This is a genomic window from Treponema sp. Marseille-Q4523 (assembly GCF_016901105.1).
GTDB lineage: Bacteria > Spirochaetota > Spirochaetia > Treponematales > Treponemataceae > Treponema_D.
Genome location: NZ_JAFEVM010000007.1, coordinates 50,356 through 67,476 on the forward strand (window position 1 = coordinate 50,356; position 17,121 = coordinate 67,476).

Genomic DNA, 17,121 nt, shown 5'->3' on the forward strand with positions numbered 1-17,121 from the left:
ACGGTCATACTCGATCCGCCGTTCGATACGCAAAATTATTCGTGCGGAGGATTTGATACCCCGATGCCGCTTGAAGCTTCGCTGCGAGGCTGCGTCGGGGGTTGTTGATTCGGCGCGCATCGTGCGAGCTGCAATTTCCGCGCATTACGTTTTGTTTTTCGCGCTCATGCCGCGTTCGGGGCGTTGCGGGGTGTCCCCGCAGAGGGGGCAGCGGACGACCGTATGAGCGGAGCAAAGGGCTGTCTCAAAAGTCGGTTACTTTTTCGACAGCCTGTCGAGTTTAAAATTAAGTCTTTATATCGCAATGACTTAATTTTAAACATCGCATATAAAATCAAGGAAGCTGTCCAAAAACTGAAGTTTTTGGACAGCCCCTTGCGGAGGGATGCAGGCGGGAGCGAGGGGGAGACTTTCCCCCTTTGAAAAAACCGAGCCTGAATGAGCGTGCATAATATCATTTTTTTTGCTATACTGATTTTGTCATGATCAGGATTCAATACGCATCGGAAGTCGAAAAAGAATTTTTTGCGCCGCGCAGTTTTTCCGGTTCGGCGGAAACGGTGAGGGCGGTTATCGACGATGTAAAAAAACAGGGCGATGCGGCGCTCCGCGATTACGCGAAAAAATTCGACGCGGCTTCTCCCGCATCTTTTTTATTGCCGGAAGACGAATTGCGTGCGGCGGCGGAAAAGCTCAAACGCGAACGAGTTGCCCTCTACGACGCGCTTTCGTATTCTTTCGATTCGGCGCTGCGCTTTGCGAAAAAGCAAAAGAAATCGTTTTCGGATTTCGAAACCGAACTTGAGCCGGGTGTGTTTACGGGGCAAAAGACGATCCCCGTAGAAAGCGCAGGCGCTTATATTCCGGCAGGAAGGTTTCCGCTCGTTTCGACGGTCGTTATGACGATTTCTCCCGCTCTTGCGGCGGGTGTAAAAAATCTTGTGATTTGCACACCGCCCCGCGTTCATCCGAACGATATGCGTGAAGCTGAACGCTCGGGTACGGGGCAGGCAGGGAAGCCTTTTGTCGGAGGGGCGCCTTATGCGGACGAGGGCATCATGGCGGCGGCTTTTATCTGCGGCGTAAAAACGGTGTTCGCATGCGGGGGCGCTCAAGCGGTCGCCGCGATGGCTTTCGGTACGGAATCGATTCCGGCAGTCGATGTCATCGTCGGCCCGGGCAATAAATTCGTCGCGGCTGCAAAAAAAGAAGTCTACGGTACGGTCGGCATCGATATGCTTGCAGGTCCTACGGAAGTGTTTATCATTGCCGACGGTTCGGCGGATCCCGCGTGGCTTGCGGCGGATTTGCTTGCGCAGGCGGAGCACGATCCGGTCGCGCAGCCCGTCCTCGCGACGCCCGACGAAAAGCTCGCCGAACGTGTCGCATCGGAAATCGAAGTGCAGCTTGCATCTCTTCCGACAAGGGCGACGGCCGAAGAAAGCATCTCCTCGTGCGGGAGGATCATCATCACCGGCTCGCTCGAAGAAGCGGCGGAACTTGCAAACCGGAAAGCGCCCGAACATTTGGAGCTTGCCGTTTCCGAAGGGAGCGAATGCGATAAGCTCGTCTCCCTCGTTCACAATTACGGTTCGCTTTTTATCGGGCACTATGCGGCCGAAGTGTTCGGCGATTATGCCGCCGGGCTGAATCACACGCTGCCGACGTCCGGCTCGGCGCGTTTTACCGGCGGTTTGAGCGTGCGCACTTTTTTAAAGACGGTGACGACATTGAGATGTGAAAAAGGAAAGGCGGGGGTAAAAAGGAGCGCCGAAGCTGCCGCCTGTTTGGGAGACGCGGAAGGGCTTGCCGCTCACGCGAGAGCCGCTCGTCTGCGTTTGAAAAATTAATAATTTGTCGAATGGTGAGTTCGGAAAGCGGCAGCGAATGATGCTGTGTTTACGGCGAGCTCGAAGATAAATCGATTTCCGGAGTGCGATGTGATACGGATTTGTAAGCTCGGAGAAGAAGTGCTGCGTGAAAAAGCGGTGCCGATCGAAAAAGTGACGGATGAGATAAGAACGCTCATCGAGGATATGTTTGAAACGATGGTCGATGCGAACGGCGTAGGTCTTGCCGCCCAGCAGGTCGGAAAAAAACTGCGCCTTTTTGTCGCCGTCGCGGATGACGAGGTAAAGCGCGTTTTTATAAATCCGCAGATCGTTTCGACGTCGGAAGAAGTCGGCGATTACGAAGAAGGCTGTCTTTCGATTCCCGGCGTATATGAAACGATTCGCCGTCCCGTGCGCGTTACAGTGCAGGCGCTCGACGAAAACGGAAAACCGTTTACGCTTGAAGCTGAGGGTCTGCTCGCGCGGATCATTCAGCACGAAACGGATCACTTGGACGGCATTTTGTTTATCGACAGAGGTGATCCCGAATTCGCGGAAAAGACAAAAGAGCAGTTTAAGCAGCGCGAAGAAAAGGCTGCAAAGCGCCGTGCGGACAAAGAAGCGAAAAAGAAGCGCATCGCGGCAAAGATCGCCGCAAAAGAAGCGAAAAAATCCGTACTTCATTGACGGTCGGCAGCTGTAAAACTCGCGAATGTACGTGTGCGCTCGTTTGAAACGTCGGAGCGAAGTTCCTCGTCGTGAGAAACGCGCACGGCTGCGGCATTTTCGAAAATTGACACTTTTTGCAATGCCGCAGTTCAAAGAAGTTTTTTCGATTTTATTAATTAATAATTTTTAAAAGGAACGAGCGATGATTCGAGTGCTGTATGCGGGAAGTCCCGAAGCGTCCGCAAAAACGCTTTCGCTGCTTTTTGACGGTGCGGGCGCTTATGAAATTGCAGGCGTTTTGTCAAATCCGCCGAGTGCGCAAGGAAGGCATAAAACGCCCGCGGCGACTGCGGTTGCGCGTTTTGCCGAAGAGCGCGGCATTCCGCTTTTTACGCCCGAACGTTTGAATGCCGCTTCGCGCGAAGAAATCGCAAGTATCCGCCCCGACATCCTCGTGTGCTTTGCCTACGGTCACATATTCGGTCCGAAATTTCTTTCGCTCTTTCCGCTCGGCGCCGTCAATCTGCATCCCTCTCTGCTTCCGAAATACCGGGGGCCTGCTCCCGTAAACGCAGCTATCCTGAACCGCGATACAAAAACGGCCGTCACCGTGCAGACGATTTCGCTTGCAATGGACGAAGGCGATATCCTTGCGCAGGAGATCGTAGCACTTGACGGCAGCGAAACGGCGGGTTCATTGCTCGATCACTGTGCAGTCCGTGGCGCTGAAATTATTAAAAAACTGCTCGGCGAATGCGCTTCGAACGGCAAGCTTTCCGAAGGAAAAAAGCAGGCGGGGGAAGCCTCGTACACGAAGATCATTACAAAGGACGATTGCCGTATCGATTGGATGAAAAGCGCGGCGGAAATCGATGCGAAGATACGCGCGTATTTTCCGGAACCCGGAGCGTGGACGGAAGAAAACGGCTCTCCGCTGAGAATTCTTTCCGCCCGCGCCGTCGAAGACGAAAAGCCGCCTATGACGAAAGCTGCCGTTTCGTCCGAAGTTCCGGGCACCGTGCTTTCCTTCGATAAAAAGCGGGGGATACTCGTTCAAACGGGAAGCGGCATCCTCGCCGTGACGGAACTGCAGCGGCAGGGGAAAAAAGCGCTCGGCGCTCAGTCCTTTATAAACGGCGCGCGGAATTTTGTCGGTACCGTGCTGCGATGATCTTTTGCAGGGCGGTTCATGTGCGCCGGGTATCGGGCGTACGGTGTATTCACGAGGGGCTGTGTGCCGACGGTAAAGATGCTGCGTCGACACTTTTACAGCAATAGACGAAATTTTGTATTTCATTCATAATGTAACAAATAGCCGCCTGCCGGCCGGTTCCGGGAGAAATTATGCGTAAATCGATTATCGCGCTTGCAGTGTTTTGCTCGGTGTTTTCAGCGTTCGCTCAAAAAACCTTTACGGTTTCCGAATTTAAATCCTATGTCGAAAATTATAAAATCACATCCGGTGACGAGAGCGAAACCGTTTCAATAAAAATAAAAGACGTGCTCTCTTCCGAAACGCAAAACAGTTTGGTGACGCTGACGTGGGAAACCAGAAATTCCAAAAACCTGTATTTCGATTTGGATCTGTCGGAATGCACGTATGCAGACGACGATTGCATACTCGAGCTTTTTCACATCAAAAATGTGCGCAGATGCGTGCTGCCGATGAGCACAAAACGTCTCCGTTATTTTGACTGTATGCAGCTTGAAGAGATAACGCTTCCCGACGGGCTTGAGGAAATTAACTATAACGCATTTTTTGACGTGCCTTCATTAAAGCGCATCGAAATTCCTGCGAGCGTGCGTTATGTCGGAGCTTGTGCTTTCGGCGATTGCCTTTCGCTCGAATACATACTGATCGATAAAAATGCGAATACGAAAGACTGGTCGCTCGCGTGGAACGCGTGGAACGACGCAAAAATCGTTTATTCGGACGAAAAAGATTTTTCCGATAAAGAGACCGATAAAAAAAACGATGAGCCGCCTGTAGGGGAAAGAAGTACCGTCGCTTTTGACCATGCCAATTATCACATGTGGGACGATATCGCTTATACGATAACGCTTGCCGAAAAGCCCGAGAAAACGCAAAAGGCGAACATATTCGTATACGATGTGCATAACGGAGGCGAGCTTATGGGTACGCTTCCTATCAAAATCAAAAAAAATAAAACGGTCTATACTTTTACGGGTGTTCCGACACAACACTTCGAACTTCCGGATACCGATTTGATTTATACGATATTGAAAGAATGTCATGAATATTGGGCAAAAATGAAATTCATCCTCGTATTAAAAAACGGCGACAGGATCGATTTGGCGGGTTCGGCAAGGTGTTATGTAACTCTGCCGTAAATATAAGCTGCCGCAGATTTTTTTAGCGATATTTTTTCCGGCGTTTCGGAAAGTTCCGTTTTGCGTCGAGTTTGTTTATTTGTCAAGTTAAAACAATTTTTTAATAAGCAGAATGATATTTTATCTTGCAAAATTTCATATCAAGATATATGATGCTTTGTGCGTTACGCTGAGAACGTAATTTTCAGTGTAACTTCTATTTAAGACTATCTAAAAAAAGGAGCGATCGGTATGTCGGAAAACAATACAATTACCCCCCCCCCCCCCGAAAAAATCATAGCGTTTCGACGGAGCAAATTGTCAATACGGAAAACGTGCAAAAACGTTTTTCCCTTCGCTATAAACTTATCCTTATTTTCGGATTATTAATCTTAACGGCTGTCGCGGCAGTGCAGATATTTGCAATCAGAACTGCACGAAAGGCGGTAATCGAAAAAGTCGAAAAGCATCTTACCGATAAAGCGACCGATGTTGCGGAAATTATCGACGGCAGAGTGACGGCTTTTTTTCAATTCATGGAAGGCATCGCACGTATGCCGCAGTTACAGGACACATCTCTTTCCGTTCGGGAAAAATTGCAATTCTTAAAAAACGAAGCGGCTTTTAATAAGCGTATCAACGATTTCGATTTTTGCGATACGCAGGGATATATGTATACCGCAAACGGCAATCTCTTTGTCGGAGACCGCGACTGGTATAAAGCTGCCGTATCCGGAAAAGATTTTATGTCGGAGCCGCTTATTTCGCGTGTGAGCGGCGAACTGATCATTGCATGTGCCGTTCCCGTTTACGATCGCGACAGAAATATTGTTAATATATTGCTGGCGGCAATAAGCGGGACCGAAATGTGTGATGACATTGACGACATTGTTGTAGGAGAGACAGGCAACTCCTATGTACTCGGTTTAACGGGGACGACGGTTGCGCATCCGGACAGAAACGTCGTAGAAAAAATGTATAATCTTATCGAAGATGCCAAACAGGATCCGTCGCTCGAATCGACTGCGGAATTTCTTCGTCATGCGCTCAAGATAGATGAAAGCGAAATAGGATATTATACGTACAAAGGCGAATCGTACATCGCTTCATACGCGACGATGAAAACATCAGGTTGGACGGTTATTATAAAAGCACCGGTCGAGGAATTTATGGGTTCTGTACGGTCACTCATCCGGAATCTGGTTGTCATCGGTTGCATTGCTTTGATCGTCGCTTTTATTGTCGTGTACTTTATTGCGTTGAAAATAATAGCGCCTATTCGAAACGCCGTTGGTGCACTGTATGACATTGCGCAGGGGGAAGGGGATCTCACTGTTCGACTGCCGGTAAACGGCAACGACGAAGTAACCGATATGGCGCTGTATTTTAATAAAACGATCGAAAAGATCGGTAACTCCGTAAAAGCGGTCGGAGAAAACAGCAGCGACATGGAAGCGATTGGTGGTGAGCTCGCCTCGAATATGACCGAAACGGCGAGTGCCGTTCACGAAATCAGCAGCAATATAGAAAGCGTAAAACAACAAGCGTTCACACAGGCTGCAAGCGTAACGGAAACCGCTTCCACAATCGAAGAAATCGTGCGTACGATCAAACAGCTGAACAACAGCATTGAAATGCAGGCTGCAAGCGTTGCGCAGTCTTCGGCATCGGTAGAAGAGATGGTTTCAAATATCGGATCGATTACGCAAACGCTTGAAAAAACGGACGACGTCATCAAAACGCTTGCGGATGCTACCGCCGATGGTAAAAGTACGGTCGTCAAGGCGAATACGGTAACACAACAGATCGCTGAAGAATCGGGAGGTCTGCTGGAAGCGTCAAGCGTCATTGAACATATCGCAAGTCAGACGAATCTTTTGGCGATGAATGCGGCTATCGAAGCCGCTCACGCGGGTGAAGCGGGTAAAGGCTTTGCCGTCGTCGCCGATGAAATTCGCAAACTTGCCGAAGATTCCGCGACGCAGGGGAAGACCATTACGTCGACATTGAAAACGCTCTCCGGTGAAATCGAAATACTTTCCGATTCCGCAAAAACCGCGGAAGCAAAATTCAATGCGATTTTTAATTTATCGGAACAGGTAAAATCGATGAGCGACCGTTTGACCGAAGCAATGCGCGAGCAGGAAAACGGCAGTAAAGAAGTGCTCACCGCGATTAAAAACATCAATTCGGTAACGATCGAAGTGAGTGAAGGTTCCGCAGAAATGTTGAAAGGCGGCGAAGGTGTTGCCGCAGAGATGCGTAAGCTCGACAATCTTACCCGTATTATTACGGACAGCATGAACGAAATGGCGGCGGGAGCGGTGCAGATAAACAACGCCGTACAGGAAGTGAACGAGATAACGCAAAAAAATAAGCGGAGTATCGAAAACTTGGCGGAAGAAGTCGGTAAGTTCAAAGTATAGACCGTCTCAAAAAAAATTGCCGTATAATGCGCGGATCGTACGCCGGCGACTGGCGGAACGCCGCGCCGTCCGCGGTCGTTCCTGTACACGGTATGCGTCTGTCCGTGTAATTTAAACATTTATCCACCCTCTGCCGATAATCGATATATGGCTCTCTTACTTTTTTTTATCGCATCGTTTTTTTTTATCGTTCCGGCAAAAGGTTTTGCTCAGGATGCCAAGCCGCTCTACGAACTGCCGTCTTCCGCAGACTCAGGACGGGAAGCGGCATTTCTTGCAGGTTCCGATAAAGGTTTATATAAAATTGCGTCGTCGAATACCGCGATCCCTTTGTGGACGGACGGAAAAGTCGAGCAGATCGTGCGCATTGAAGCGGGAGGAAATTTCGGCGAACGCTGGTATTTCCGCACATCGAAGGGAATCGTGTACAGCGAAAATCTTGTCGATTTCGAATTGCGCAACAAGGGCATCGCTCCGCTCATTATTAAAAAATACGACGGAAAAACCGTGACGCTTACGGAGCAGGTTCCGATCCTCAAAGACTTGGCTTTCGATCCGTTAAATCCGCTGAACATGGCGACGGCTACCGAAAACGATGTGTACATAACGAGCGACGGCGGGAGGGAGTGGAAGTCGATCGGCTCGACGAGCAGGATAACGCCGGGCATCAAAGCCGTTGCAATTGCGACGATGGAAGGAGGGGCGCTCGCCGTATTCGAATCGCACCCGATATTCGGACTTTCGTATATATTTCCGTATGCGAAAAACGCCGCGTGGCAGGATGTTCCCAAGGGTATAAAAATGCCGGCGTCGCTCACGTCGCCCGACGAGATTTCGGATATCTATCCTCTGGTCAGAACGAAAGATGACGGAACGAAATACGCTGAAATCTATTTTGCACAGTCGTATTTGCCGAACCTCTATCGATTCGATTGGAACTCAAAAACATCCGTGTGCATCTATGAGGGAACGGAACCCGCCGACAGCATCGAAAGCATTACGAGCGTCGGAGGTGTCCTCGTCTTTACGCGCATAGAATCGCTCGGTTCGATCGATGCCGCGTCTTTGCAAAGTCCCGGCATTCCTGCAAACTTTGAAAGCTGGAAGCGGAGTTTTTCATGCGTTCCGGGCATCGTCAACGCGGCGTGGGTGCCGAAAAGCAAAAGCGGTCTTGCCGAAGGTCTTTTGCTCGGAGAGTTGTGGATGCTCTACCCCGGCACGATCAACACGCCGTATGCTGAAAAAGCGAACTTGAAAAAGGGCGTATATATGCCGCCGAACCGCGGCAGCGAGCAGACGGGAATCGACAATTTCAGAAAATTAATAAATAATAATAATTTGAATGCGCTCGTCATCGATATGAAAGACGATTACGGTCTTTTGCGCTACAAGCCGCGCGATCCGCTCGTCGCGGAAAAAGGGCGCGTATCGCAGTACGCCGTCGACATCGATCACTTCGTCTCCGAGTTTAAAAAGGATAAGGTATATCTCATTGCGCGCATCGTCGTGTTTAAAGACCGGAACCTCGCCAAGTATTCTGGCGGCAAGTACGCCGTGTGGGATGTCGCGTCGAAAAGTCCGTGGGTCGGTATTAAGTCTTATGATGCCGGATCCGATTCGACTGCGGGAAAGACGGTGTCGTATTACGATGAAAACTGGGTCGATCCCTATTCCGAAGAAGTATGGGAATACAACGTCGCCGTCGCAAAAGAGCTTATCGCGCGGGGCTTCGATGAAATCCAATTCGATTACATCCGCTTTCCGACGGACGGCTTGAATTTGAAGAGCGCGTCGTACCGCCGGCAAAGCAAGGGCATGACGAAAGAGAGCGCGCTCATTTCATTCCTTTCGTATGCGCGCGAAAACATCGATGCGCCGATCGGGATCGATATATACGGCGCCAACGGATGGTACCGCAGCGGTACGCGCACGGGGCAGGATGCGGAGATGCTCGGAGAATACGTCGATGTCATTTCTCCGATGTTTTATCCCAATCACTTCGAACACGAGTTTATGAACCGCGCGCCCTATGCGGACAGGACGTATCGAATTTACTATTACGGAACGTTCCGCGCGTCGGTGATGACGAGAAACAGGACGATTATCCGCCCGTGGGTGCAGGCGTTCCGATTGAACGTGAGCTACGACCGGCAATATTACGGTACCGAATACATTCAAAAGGAAATTTTCGGCGTACGCGATTCCGTCGACCGCGGTTATCTGTATTGGAACAATCTCGGCGCCTACGATTATATCCTGCCCGATGTGACTGCCGAATCGAAGTATATCGGTACGGCACCCGAAGCGGATGAAAAATTCAGAAAGCCGGCGTTCGGAAGCGCGGTAAAGCCGCCCTTTGCCGATGAAACGGTTTCCGTACTCGACAGCGTACTCCATCAGGAGAGAACTCGAAAAAATCCCGAAGCGGCGGGCTATACGCCGTTTCTCTACATTCCGTTTATGCGCTTGCGCTGAGGAGCGTACATGTCGGGAACCTATACGCCGGATGAACCTATAGCCGCCATAGCGACGGCGCTCGCTCCGAGCGCGCTCGGCATCGTGCGCACTTCGGGAAAAGGCTGCATCGAACTCGTTGCCGAACTGTTTTCTCGTCCCGATGCATTGTTGAATGCCGGAGGCAACACGATCGTGTACGGCTGGATTCGGGACGGAGATAAAAAAATCGATGAAGTGCTCGTGTCGGTTTTCCGCGCTCCGAAAAGTTTTACCGGCGAAGATATGGCGGAAATCTCGTGCCACGGCGGACCTGCGGTCGTGAGCGCGATTAATAAATTGCTGCTTGCAAACGGATTTCGCGAAGCCGAGCGCGGAGAGTTTACGTTCCGCGCTTACGTCAACGGAAAAACCGATTTGACAAAAGCGGAAGCGGTGAGGGAAATCATCGAAAGCCGCACCGACGCATCGAGGGGCCGGGCTGCCGGAAGGCTTTCGGGTTCTCTCTTCGACGAAATCGATTCGATAAAAAAGCTGCTCGTCGATACGCTCGCCTCTATCGAAGTCGCCGTCGAATATCCCGAAGACGAAGAGACGATAGCGGATTCTTTCGACCGCACGGACATCGAGCAGGCGGCATTTTTTTTGCAGTCTCTCGTCGATTCGTGGCAAAGCGAAAAGCTCTATCAGGACGGAGCGCGCGTTGTTTTGTGCGGAAGGACGAACGCCGGCAAATCGAGTTTATTCAATACGCTTTTAAAAGAGGAACGCGCGATCGTTTCCGATATTGCAGGTACGACGCGCGACTGGCTTGAAAGCTGGGCGGATTTCGGCGGCATACCGGTGCGCCTCTTCGACACGGCGGGCTTGCGCGCGACGGCGGATATCGTCGAAAAGCAGGGCGTTGAATCGGCGCGTTCGCTCACAAAGGATGCGGACCTCGTACTCTACCTCGCCGACGGTACGGCGGGTTTTACTTCCGACGACGAAGCTTTTTTGAGAGAGTGTTCCGAACCCGTCGTGTTCGTATGGAACAAAAGCGATGTCGAAAGCGCGAAGCGGCTTTCCGATGAACAGAAAAAAATGATCGCGGATCTGCGCGCGGAAATGGTCGTAAGTGCAAAAAAGGGCGACGGGATCGGAAGCCTCGTCGAAGAAGTAAAGCGCGCTCTCGTTTCGGGGACGGATACGGATCGGAAGCAGGCGGGACTCGGATCGGCCAGACAAAAAAAATCGGTCGAAGAAGCGCTTTTAAGCGTGTGCCATGCGCTTGAGAGCGCCGACGAAGACTACGCGCTCGATGCCGTCGTTCAGGATTTGGAAGACGCGCTCGCCTCTCTCGGCGAAGTGACCGGAGAAGTGACGCCGGAAGACATACTCGAAAGCGTATTCGGCAATTTTTGCGTCGGAAAGTGAAACGCAAATGACAGGCGGCTTCGAGCGCGGTTTTCCGACTCCTCCGAGACCGCGGACTCCGCCGCATAAAAAAGCGCCGGCGGGCATCGCAGCTCTACCGGCGCTCATACTGTTTTCGGATACCCGAAAAAGGAAACTCTGAAAACCGACAGGGTTTCAGCGGCTGCCTATTTGCTTAGAATTTGAATATGGGTCCGATTTTTACGCTGAAGATATTGGAAAACCCGACTGAAGTCATTGTGTTTTCATAGATAGAGCCTATTGTATAACTGTATCTGCCGATTGCGAGACCGACCGTGTCCGACAACAGTAAATTGATTCCGATGTTTTTGGTAAAGAAATATTGCGCTCCGGCCTGTAACGGAATACCGACATTGAAGTGCCACATATCTGCCGGAAATGATATGTCATTAATAAACGGCGTTATTTTTCCGATGCCCCATGCAAGCCCTGAACCGATATTGATAAAGAGCTTTTGATCGAGCAATTTAAATGTAGCGCCTAAAATAAAGCTCTGCTGAAAAATGGTATTTTTATCGAGTTTGAGATCCAGTGAGTCGTCGCCGGATTTCATCGTACCCTTGCCGGCAACGGAAAAGTCGTTGTTTACCGTAAAGGTAAAACCTTTGTCGGTGATAAAGCCGAGCGTCAAACCGATAGGCATGTGATTGAAGGACATCGTGAAGGTATCGGTTGCTTCATTATAAACAGATCCGACTGTCGACGTTGTTTTCCATATTCCCGCAACGCCGGTGTTCGAAAAACCTATCGTGGGAGAGAGGATAAACTCCGCCGCAAACGAATGCGCGGAAATCGCCGCCGCTGCCCAAAAAACCAAAAACAGTTTTTTCATTTTGTTCCTCCATAAAAATTTAATTAATAATAAACCGCTTTTAACCGTACGTCAAGGCAGCGTTTGTTTTTTTGTCTTTTTAATATGTTTTTTCGTGCGAAGCGGAAAATTATCGGAACATATTCTCTTACCGTTTTCCGCCCATCGCGACCGACGCATTCGCATCGAGCGGATTGTTATAATCGATATATGCCATAACTTCTTCGGCAAAGCGTTTGTCGATCATCTGCTTGTGCGTCATGATATTTCCGATATAGTTGAGCGTCGACTGCGGCGTACTGTTTGCGCGCACGCGGTTCGCGCCCGCGTTGTACATCGCAAGCGCGGGGATGATATTTCCGGCGATATTGAGGCAAAAGCGCAAGTGCGCCATACCGTAGCGCGCGCTGACTGCGGGATCAAAAAAATCTTTTTCGCCGAGCTGGGGAAAAGAGCGGTCGTTGAGCTGGAAGAGGCCGCGGTCGATTGAGCTGTTCGTATTGTAATTGACCGCGCGTATATTGTAGCGGCTTTCCGTATATGCGAGCGAAAATGCGAGCGACAGCGGGATGTCGTTTTTGTCGGCGAATTCGAGGATGGCCAGCGTAATGTCGCGGTTGTTCGTTTCGCTGATATAAAAATCTTCGACGGCGAGCCGGTAATACGGCTGGCGGTACAGCGTGAGCCCTTCGTCTCCGTGCCGGACGACGGCGGGTTTGTCGGACAGCGGCGTATTGAATTCCGCCCGTATTTTCGGCCTTTCGTTTTTCGCTGCGGGGATGTCGAAGGGTACGACCTTTTGTTCGGGGAATATAAAAAATATCGACAGCGACAATGCGCCGAGCACGCTTATACAGATGAGAGCGCTTTTCCCTGTCTTTGCAAAATCTTTTCCGTTCGGTTTGTATTTCATTTTTGTTATACCGATAATTGCCGTGCGTTTTCCGAAAAACGGCAGGCATGAACAACTATACCGTAAAACTCGGACAATTGCTATCTTCCGTAAACCGCTTGTAGATCGCTGCGGATTTTACTTTTGCAGATTTTGTTTTCTTTTCAAACTTTGTGCTTAGTGATATAGTGTACCCGCAATGCTCGGATCGACGGGCGCGATAAAAGCGTTGTCCGGAATATCGGCGTTGCCTGAATCCGAATACAAAAAACGCAAACGCGTAGCATAAGGAATGGAGGCTCTATTTTGAAAAAGCGTTTTTCTCTTCGTTACAAACTTCTCGTTATCTTCGGGTGTATGGCTTTTCTGACGAGTTCAATCTTATCGCTCATAGCCGTACTTTCATCTCGCAAAGCGGTCATTGAAAAAGTGGAAACGCACCTTATCGACAAGGCAAACGATACGGCGGAAATCGTCGACGGGCGTATTGCAGTCTTTTTTCAACTTCTTGAGGATATTGCGCGGGAACCCGTTCTGAAAGATCCTGCAGTGTCATATCGGGAAAAGGCGGATTATCTGCAAAAAGCGGTTTCTTTGAATGAAAAAATCGAACAGCTTAATCTGTACGGACTTTCCGGCGTACGTACGACGAGCGACGGCACGATCATCGATGTGCATGACAGGGAATGGTTTAAGACCGTTTCTGCGGGTAATAAATTTATTTCGGAACCGCTTCTTTCCAGGTCGCTGAATAAATTTACGCTTATACTTGCATTACCGTTATATGATAACGATCGCAACATGCTCGGTGTATTGAACTGTGTTGTGGATGCAAAGCTTCTTTCAAATATTGTTTCCGATATCGTTGTCGGCGAAACGGGCAATTGCTATATAATGGGTAAGAGCGGTGTCATTATCGCGAATAAAGATACCGAGCTGGTTAGAAGTCAAGCCAATATCATCGAGCAGGCAAAAACGAATAAAGAGCTTGCTTCGTGCGCCGCTTTTTTGGAACACGTTTTGGATACCGACGAAAGTGAAATCGGTTACTACACATACCAAGATGAAGCCTATATCGCTTCTTTTGCAAAAATGAAAATGGCCGACTGGTCGGTCATCATCCGCGCTCCCGTAAATGAATTTATGGGCACGGTAAACACCCTGCGCCTTTCGCTCATTGGTCTCACCGTGATTATGGTGGTTATCGCAGTTATCGGTATCTATCTCATTGCGCGCGCCATAGTGAAACCGATCCAACGAGTCGTCGGTGCATTGCGGAATATTTCACAGGGCGAAGGTGACCTTACTGTCCGTCTTCCCGTCCACGGCAACGATGAGATCACCGATATGGCCGAATATTTCAACGAAACGATCGCGAAAATCGGTCGTTCCGTAAAAACCGTCGGAGAAAACTCTGGCACGATGGAAGCCATCGGCGAAGAGCTTGCGTCGAATATGACCCAAACGGCAAGCTCCGTACACGAAATCAGCGCGAATATCGACGGGGTAAAACAGCAGGCGCTGACACAGGCGGCAAGCGTGAGCGAAACGGCCGCGACGATCGAAGAGATCGTGCGTACGATCAAACAGCTTAACAACAGCATCGAAACGCAGGCGGCAAGTGTCGCCCAGTCGTCGGCATCGGTGGAAGAGATGGTCGCGAACATCGGCGCGGTCACGCAGACGCTCGAACAGACGGATGACGTTATCAAAACGCTTGCGGATGCGACGGCCGACGGAAAAGGCAGCGTCGTCAGCGCCAATGCGGTGACGCAACAGATCGCCGAAGAATCGGGGAGTTTGCTTGAAGCCTCGAGCGTCATACAGCACATCGCAAGTCAGACGAACTTGCTTGCGATGAATGCGGCGATCGAAGCGGCGCATGCGGGGGAGGCGGGCAAGGGTTTTGCGGTCGTTGCCGATGAGATCCGAAAGCTTGCCGAAGATTCTGCGATGCAGGGCAAGACGATAACGGAGACGCTGAAAACGCTCAGCGGAGAAATCGAAACGCTGTCGGCGTCGTCGAAAACGGCGGAAGAAAAGTTCAATACGATATTCAATTTGTCGGAGCAGGTAAAATCGATGAGCGATCGATTGACGGAAGCGATGCGCGAGCAGGAAAACGGGAGCAAAGAAGTGCTTGCGGCGATAAAGAGTATCAGCACGGTGACGATGGAAGTGCAGTCGGGATCGGAAGAGATGCTGAAGGGCGGGGAGAGCGTTGCCGGAGAGATGCGGAAGCTTGACGATCTGACGCGCATCATTACGGACAGCATGAATGAAATGGCGTCGGGAGCGGTGCAGATAAACAACGCGGTGCAGGAAGTGAACCGGATCACGCAGGAAAACAAAACGAGCATCAAAAAGCTGGCTGAGGAAGTGGGTAAGTTTAAAGTGTGATGCACTGCGCACAGGCTGCTTAAAATGCCCGGCCGTGCGCGTTCGATATATGTATCATTAAGTTTTTTTCAGACGGCTTCGTTCATGCGGAGCCGTTTTTTTATCTTCAGATAATGAGAACATACTCAATTGTAAGGCTCTTTCAAATATGATATAGTAATACGATATACTTTGAGGAGCCGTAGTATGGATATTGCCGAAGAGATTCTCGATTTGTTACGCGAAAATGCGCGCCTTTCCGTCGAAGACATTGCCGCGATGACGCGAAAAACCGAAGATGAAGTGCGTGCCGTCATTAAAAAACTCGAAGACGGCGGCATCATCATGAAGTACGCGGCTATCGTCAATCCGGAAAAAGACGGCGAACTGAAAGACCGCGTGCACGCCGAAATCGAAATACAGGTGACTCCCGAACGCGATAGGGGCTTCGATGCGATCGCCGACAGGATATGGCGCTTTCCGCAGGTAAAATCGCTCTACCTCATGAGCGGCGGCTACGATCTCAAAGTGATCATCGAAGGCGACACGCTCAAAGAAGTCGCGCTCTTCGTCGCGAGCAAACTTTCGACGATCGAAGGCGTGCGCTCTACGAAAACGCATTTTATTTTAAAGACATACAAAGAAAACGATATCGTTTACGTCGAACAGGATCGCGACGGCCGTGAAGGAGTGACCGCCTGATGAACACGCGCGACGATCGCTTTTCCAAAAAAATTCTCGCAACACCTCCGTCGGGCATTCGTAAATTTTTCGATTTGATAATCGGTCGCGACGATATCATTTCTCTCGGTGTCGGCGAGCCCGATTTTCCGACGCCGTGGCAGCTGCGCGAAGAAGCGTTTTATCATCTCGAAAAGGGGCAGACTTCGTATACGTCGAATTGGGGGCTTCTCGAACTGCGTGAAGAGATCGCTCGCTACCTTGCGCGTTACGGTATGTATTACAATCCGAAAAACGAAATTATCGCAACGATCGGCGGTTCGGAAGCGGTGGACGCGGTACTCCGTTCCGTCTTGAATCCCGGCGATGAGATCATCGTGTGTGAGCCGTGCTACGTTTCGTATCAGCCGCTTTCCGAACAGTGCGACGCAACCCTCGTTCATTTGGATACGAGCGAAACGGATTTTATCCCGACGGCGAAAAAAATCGAAGCTGTACTTACCGAACACACGAAAGCGCTCATGCTGTGCTCTCCGTCGAATCCCACGGGACGCATGATCCCGAGCGACGAGCTTGCAAAAATTGCGGAAGTGGTCAAAGCGCACAAGCTCTGGTGCATCAGCGATGAAATTTACGGCGAGCTCGTATATGACGGACGTAAGCACGTTTCGATCGGCAGTTTTCCGGGCATGAAAGATTACTCGGTCATCATCAACGGATTTTCGAAATCCTTTGCAATGACCGGATGGCGTATCGGCTATCTCGCGGCGAATGCGGAATTGACAAAACAGGTGTGCAAGCTGCACCAGTATTCCACGATCTGCGCTCCGATCATGAGCCAATACGCGGCGATCGAAGGCTTGAAAAACGGATGGAACGAAGTCGAGAGGATGCGGCGGAGTTACGAGCAGCGGCGGAACCTCATGTATAAAGCGTTTTGCGATATGGGACTTCCGTGTACGGAAGGAGAGGGGGCGTTTTATCTTTTTCCCGATATCCGTTCGACGGGTTTGACGAGCGAAGAATTTGCAACGCAGCTTATCGAAAATTATCAAGTAGCGGTCGTGCCGGGCACCTGTTTCGGAAAAGGCGGCGAAGGATTTATCAGATGCTGCTATGCGACCGATATCAACAAAATAAAGATTGCCGTTTCGCGTATCGCGGAACTGGTGACCGAGCTTCGGAAAAAGCGGGAGACGAATCGTTAAC

At 50.3% G+C, this 17,121-nt stretch carries 12 protein-coding genes; 10 read left to right on the forward strand and 2 right to left on the reverse strand.

The annotated features are described in order from the left end of the window. The first annotated feature begins 482 nt into the window (after positions 1-482). The 7 genes from hisD (at position 483) to mnmE (ending at position 11,128) form a co-directional block, all read left to right on the forward strand. Positions 483-1,850, forward strand: a complete 1,368-nt coding sequence (gene hisD / locus JSQ97_RS03640) for a histidinol dehydrogenase (RefSeq protein ID WP_205074797.1) — start codon at positions 483-485, stop codon at positions 1,848-1,850. Between the two features lie 93 nt (positions 1,851-1,943). Further along, a complete protein-coding gene (def, locus tag JSQ97_RS03645; RefSeq protein WP_205074828.1) occupies positions 1,944-2,519 on the forward strand; it encodes a peptide deformylase in 576 nt (191 codons plus the stop codon). A 184-nt stretch (positions 2,520-2,703) separates the two neighbouring features. Beyond that, on the forward strand, positions 2,704-3,672 hold the full coding sequence (gene fmt, locus JSQ97_RS03650) for a methionyl-tRNA formyltransferase (protein WP_205074798.1): 969 nt from the start codon (positions 2,704-2,706) through the stop codon (positions 3,670-3,672). Positions 3,673-3,845: 173 nt separating this feature from the next. After that, positions 3,846-4,853 (forward strand): leucine-rich repeat protein, encoded by a 1,008-nt coding sequence (locus JSQ97_RS03655; protein ID WP_205074799.1) that lies wholly within the window; start codon positions 3,846-3,848, stop codon positions 4,851-4,853. 314 nt (positions 4,854-5,167) lie between these two features. Continuing rightward, complete coding sequence (locus tag JSQ97_RS03660; RefSeq protein WP_205074800.1) at positions 5,168-7,258, forward strand: methyl-accepting chemotaxis protein; 2,091 nt, start codon at positions 5,168-5,170, stop codon at positions 7,256-7,258. Between the two features lie 147 nt (positions 7,259-7,405). Continuing rightward, a complete protein-coding gene (locus JSQ97_RS03665; RefSeq protein WP_205074801.1) occupies positions 7,406-9,733 on the forward strand; it encodes a putative glycoside hydrolase in 2,328 nt (775 codons plus the stop codon). Between the two features lie 9 nt (positions 9,734-9,742). Further along, complete coding sequence (gene mnmE, locus JSQ97_RS03670; RefSeq protein ID WP_205074802.1) at positions 9,743-11,128, forward strand: tRNA uridine-5-carboxymethylaminomethyl(34) synthesis GTPase MnmE; 1,386 nt, start codon at positions 9,743-9,745, stop codon at positions 11,126-11,128. 175 nt (positions 11,129-11,303) lie between these two features. Here mnmE and JSQ97_RS03675 read toward each other — a convergent pair whose 3' ends face one another. Together JSQ97_RS03675 and JSQ97_RS03680 are read right to left on the reverse strand one after the other, a co-directional pair. Then, on the reverse strand, positions 11,304-11,981 hold the full coding sequence (locus JSQ97_RS03675) for a DUF2715 domain-containing protein (RefSeq protein ID WP_205074803.1): 678 nt from the start codon (positions 11,979-11,981) through the stop codon (positions 11,304-11,306). Between the two features lie 127 nt (positions 11,982-12,108). After that, positions 12,109-12,873: a transglycosylase SLT domain-containing protein gene (locus tag JSQ97_RS03680; protein ID WP_205074804.1), complete on the reverse strand. Its 765-nt coding sequence runs from the start codon at positions 12,871-12,873 to the stop codon at positions 12,109-12,111. A gap of 285 nt (positions 12,874-13,158) precedes the next feature. Here JSQ97_RS03680 and JSQ97_RS03685 point away from each other — a divergent pair, with 285 nt between their 5' ends. The 3 genes from JSQ97_RS03685 to JSQ97_RS03695 all read left to right on the forward strand — a co-directional run bounded on the left by JSQ97_RS03685 (position 13,159) and on the right by JSQ97_RS03695 (position 17,120). After that, entirely contained in the window at positions 13,159-15,252 is a 2,094-nt protein-coding gene (locus JSQ97_RS03685; protein WP_239446914.1) for a methyl-accepting chemotaxis protein, read from the forward strand. Between the two features lie 186 nt (positions 15,253-15,438). After that, positions 15,439-15,933, forward strand: a complete 495-nt coding sequence (locus JSQ97_RS03690; RefSeq protein ID WP_205074805.1) for an Lrp/AsnC family transcriptional regulator — start codon at positions 15,439-15,441, stop codon at positions 15,931-15,933. Next, positions 15,933-17,120, forward strand: a complete 1,188-nt coding sequence (locus JSQ97_RS03695) for a pyridoxal phosphate-dependent aminotransferase (protein WP_205074806.1) — start codon at positions 15,933-15,935, stop codon at positions 17,118-17,120. The genes JSQ97_RS03690 and JSQ97_RS03695 overlap by 1 nt, the downstream gene beginning before the upstream one ends. The last annotated feature ends 1 nt before the right edge of the window (position 17,121 follow it).

What these genes read in the sequence shown, in the direction of transcription:
- hisD (WP_205074797.1), top strand. Translation starts at nt 483, where the DNA reads ATGATCAGGATTCAATACGCATCGGAAGTCGAAAAAGAATTTTTTGCG.
- fmt (WP_205074798.1), top strand. Translation starts at nt 2,704, where the DNA reads ATGATTCGAGTGCTGTATGCGGGAAGTCCCGAAGCGTCCGCAAAAACG.
- JSQ97_RS03675 (WP_205074803.1), bottom strand. Translation starts at nt 11,981, where the DNA reads ATGAAAAAACTGTTTTTGGTTTTTTGGGCAGCGGCGGCGATTTCCGCG.
- mnmE (WP_205074802.1), top strand. Translation starts at nt 9,743, where the DNA reads ATGTCGGGAACCTATACGCCGGATGAACCTATAGCCGCCATAGCGACG.
- JSQ97_RS03695 (WP_205074806.1), top strand. Translation starts at nt 15,933, where the DNA reads ATGAACACGCGCGACGATCGCTTTTCCAAAAAAATTCTCGCAACACCT.
- JSQ97_RS03690 (WP_205074805.1), top strand. Translation starts at nt 15,439, where the DNA reads ATGGATATTGCCGAAGAGATTCTCGATTTGTTACGCGAAAATGCGCGC.
- JSQ97_RS03680 (WP_205074804.1), bottom strand. Translation starts at nt 12,873, where the DNA reads ATGAAATACAAACCGAACGGAAAAGATTTTGCAAAGACAGGGAAAAGC.
- JSQ97_RS03665 (WP_205074801.1), top strand. Translation starts at nt 7,406, where the DNA reads ATGGCTCTCTTACTTTTTTTTATCGCATCGTTTTTTTTTATCGTTCCG.
- JSQ97_RS03655 (WP_205074799.1), top strand. Translation starts at nt 3,846, where the DNA reads ATGCGTAAATCGATTATCGCGCTTGCAGTGTTTTGCTCGGTGTTTTCA.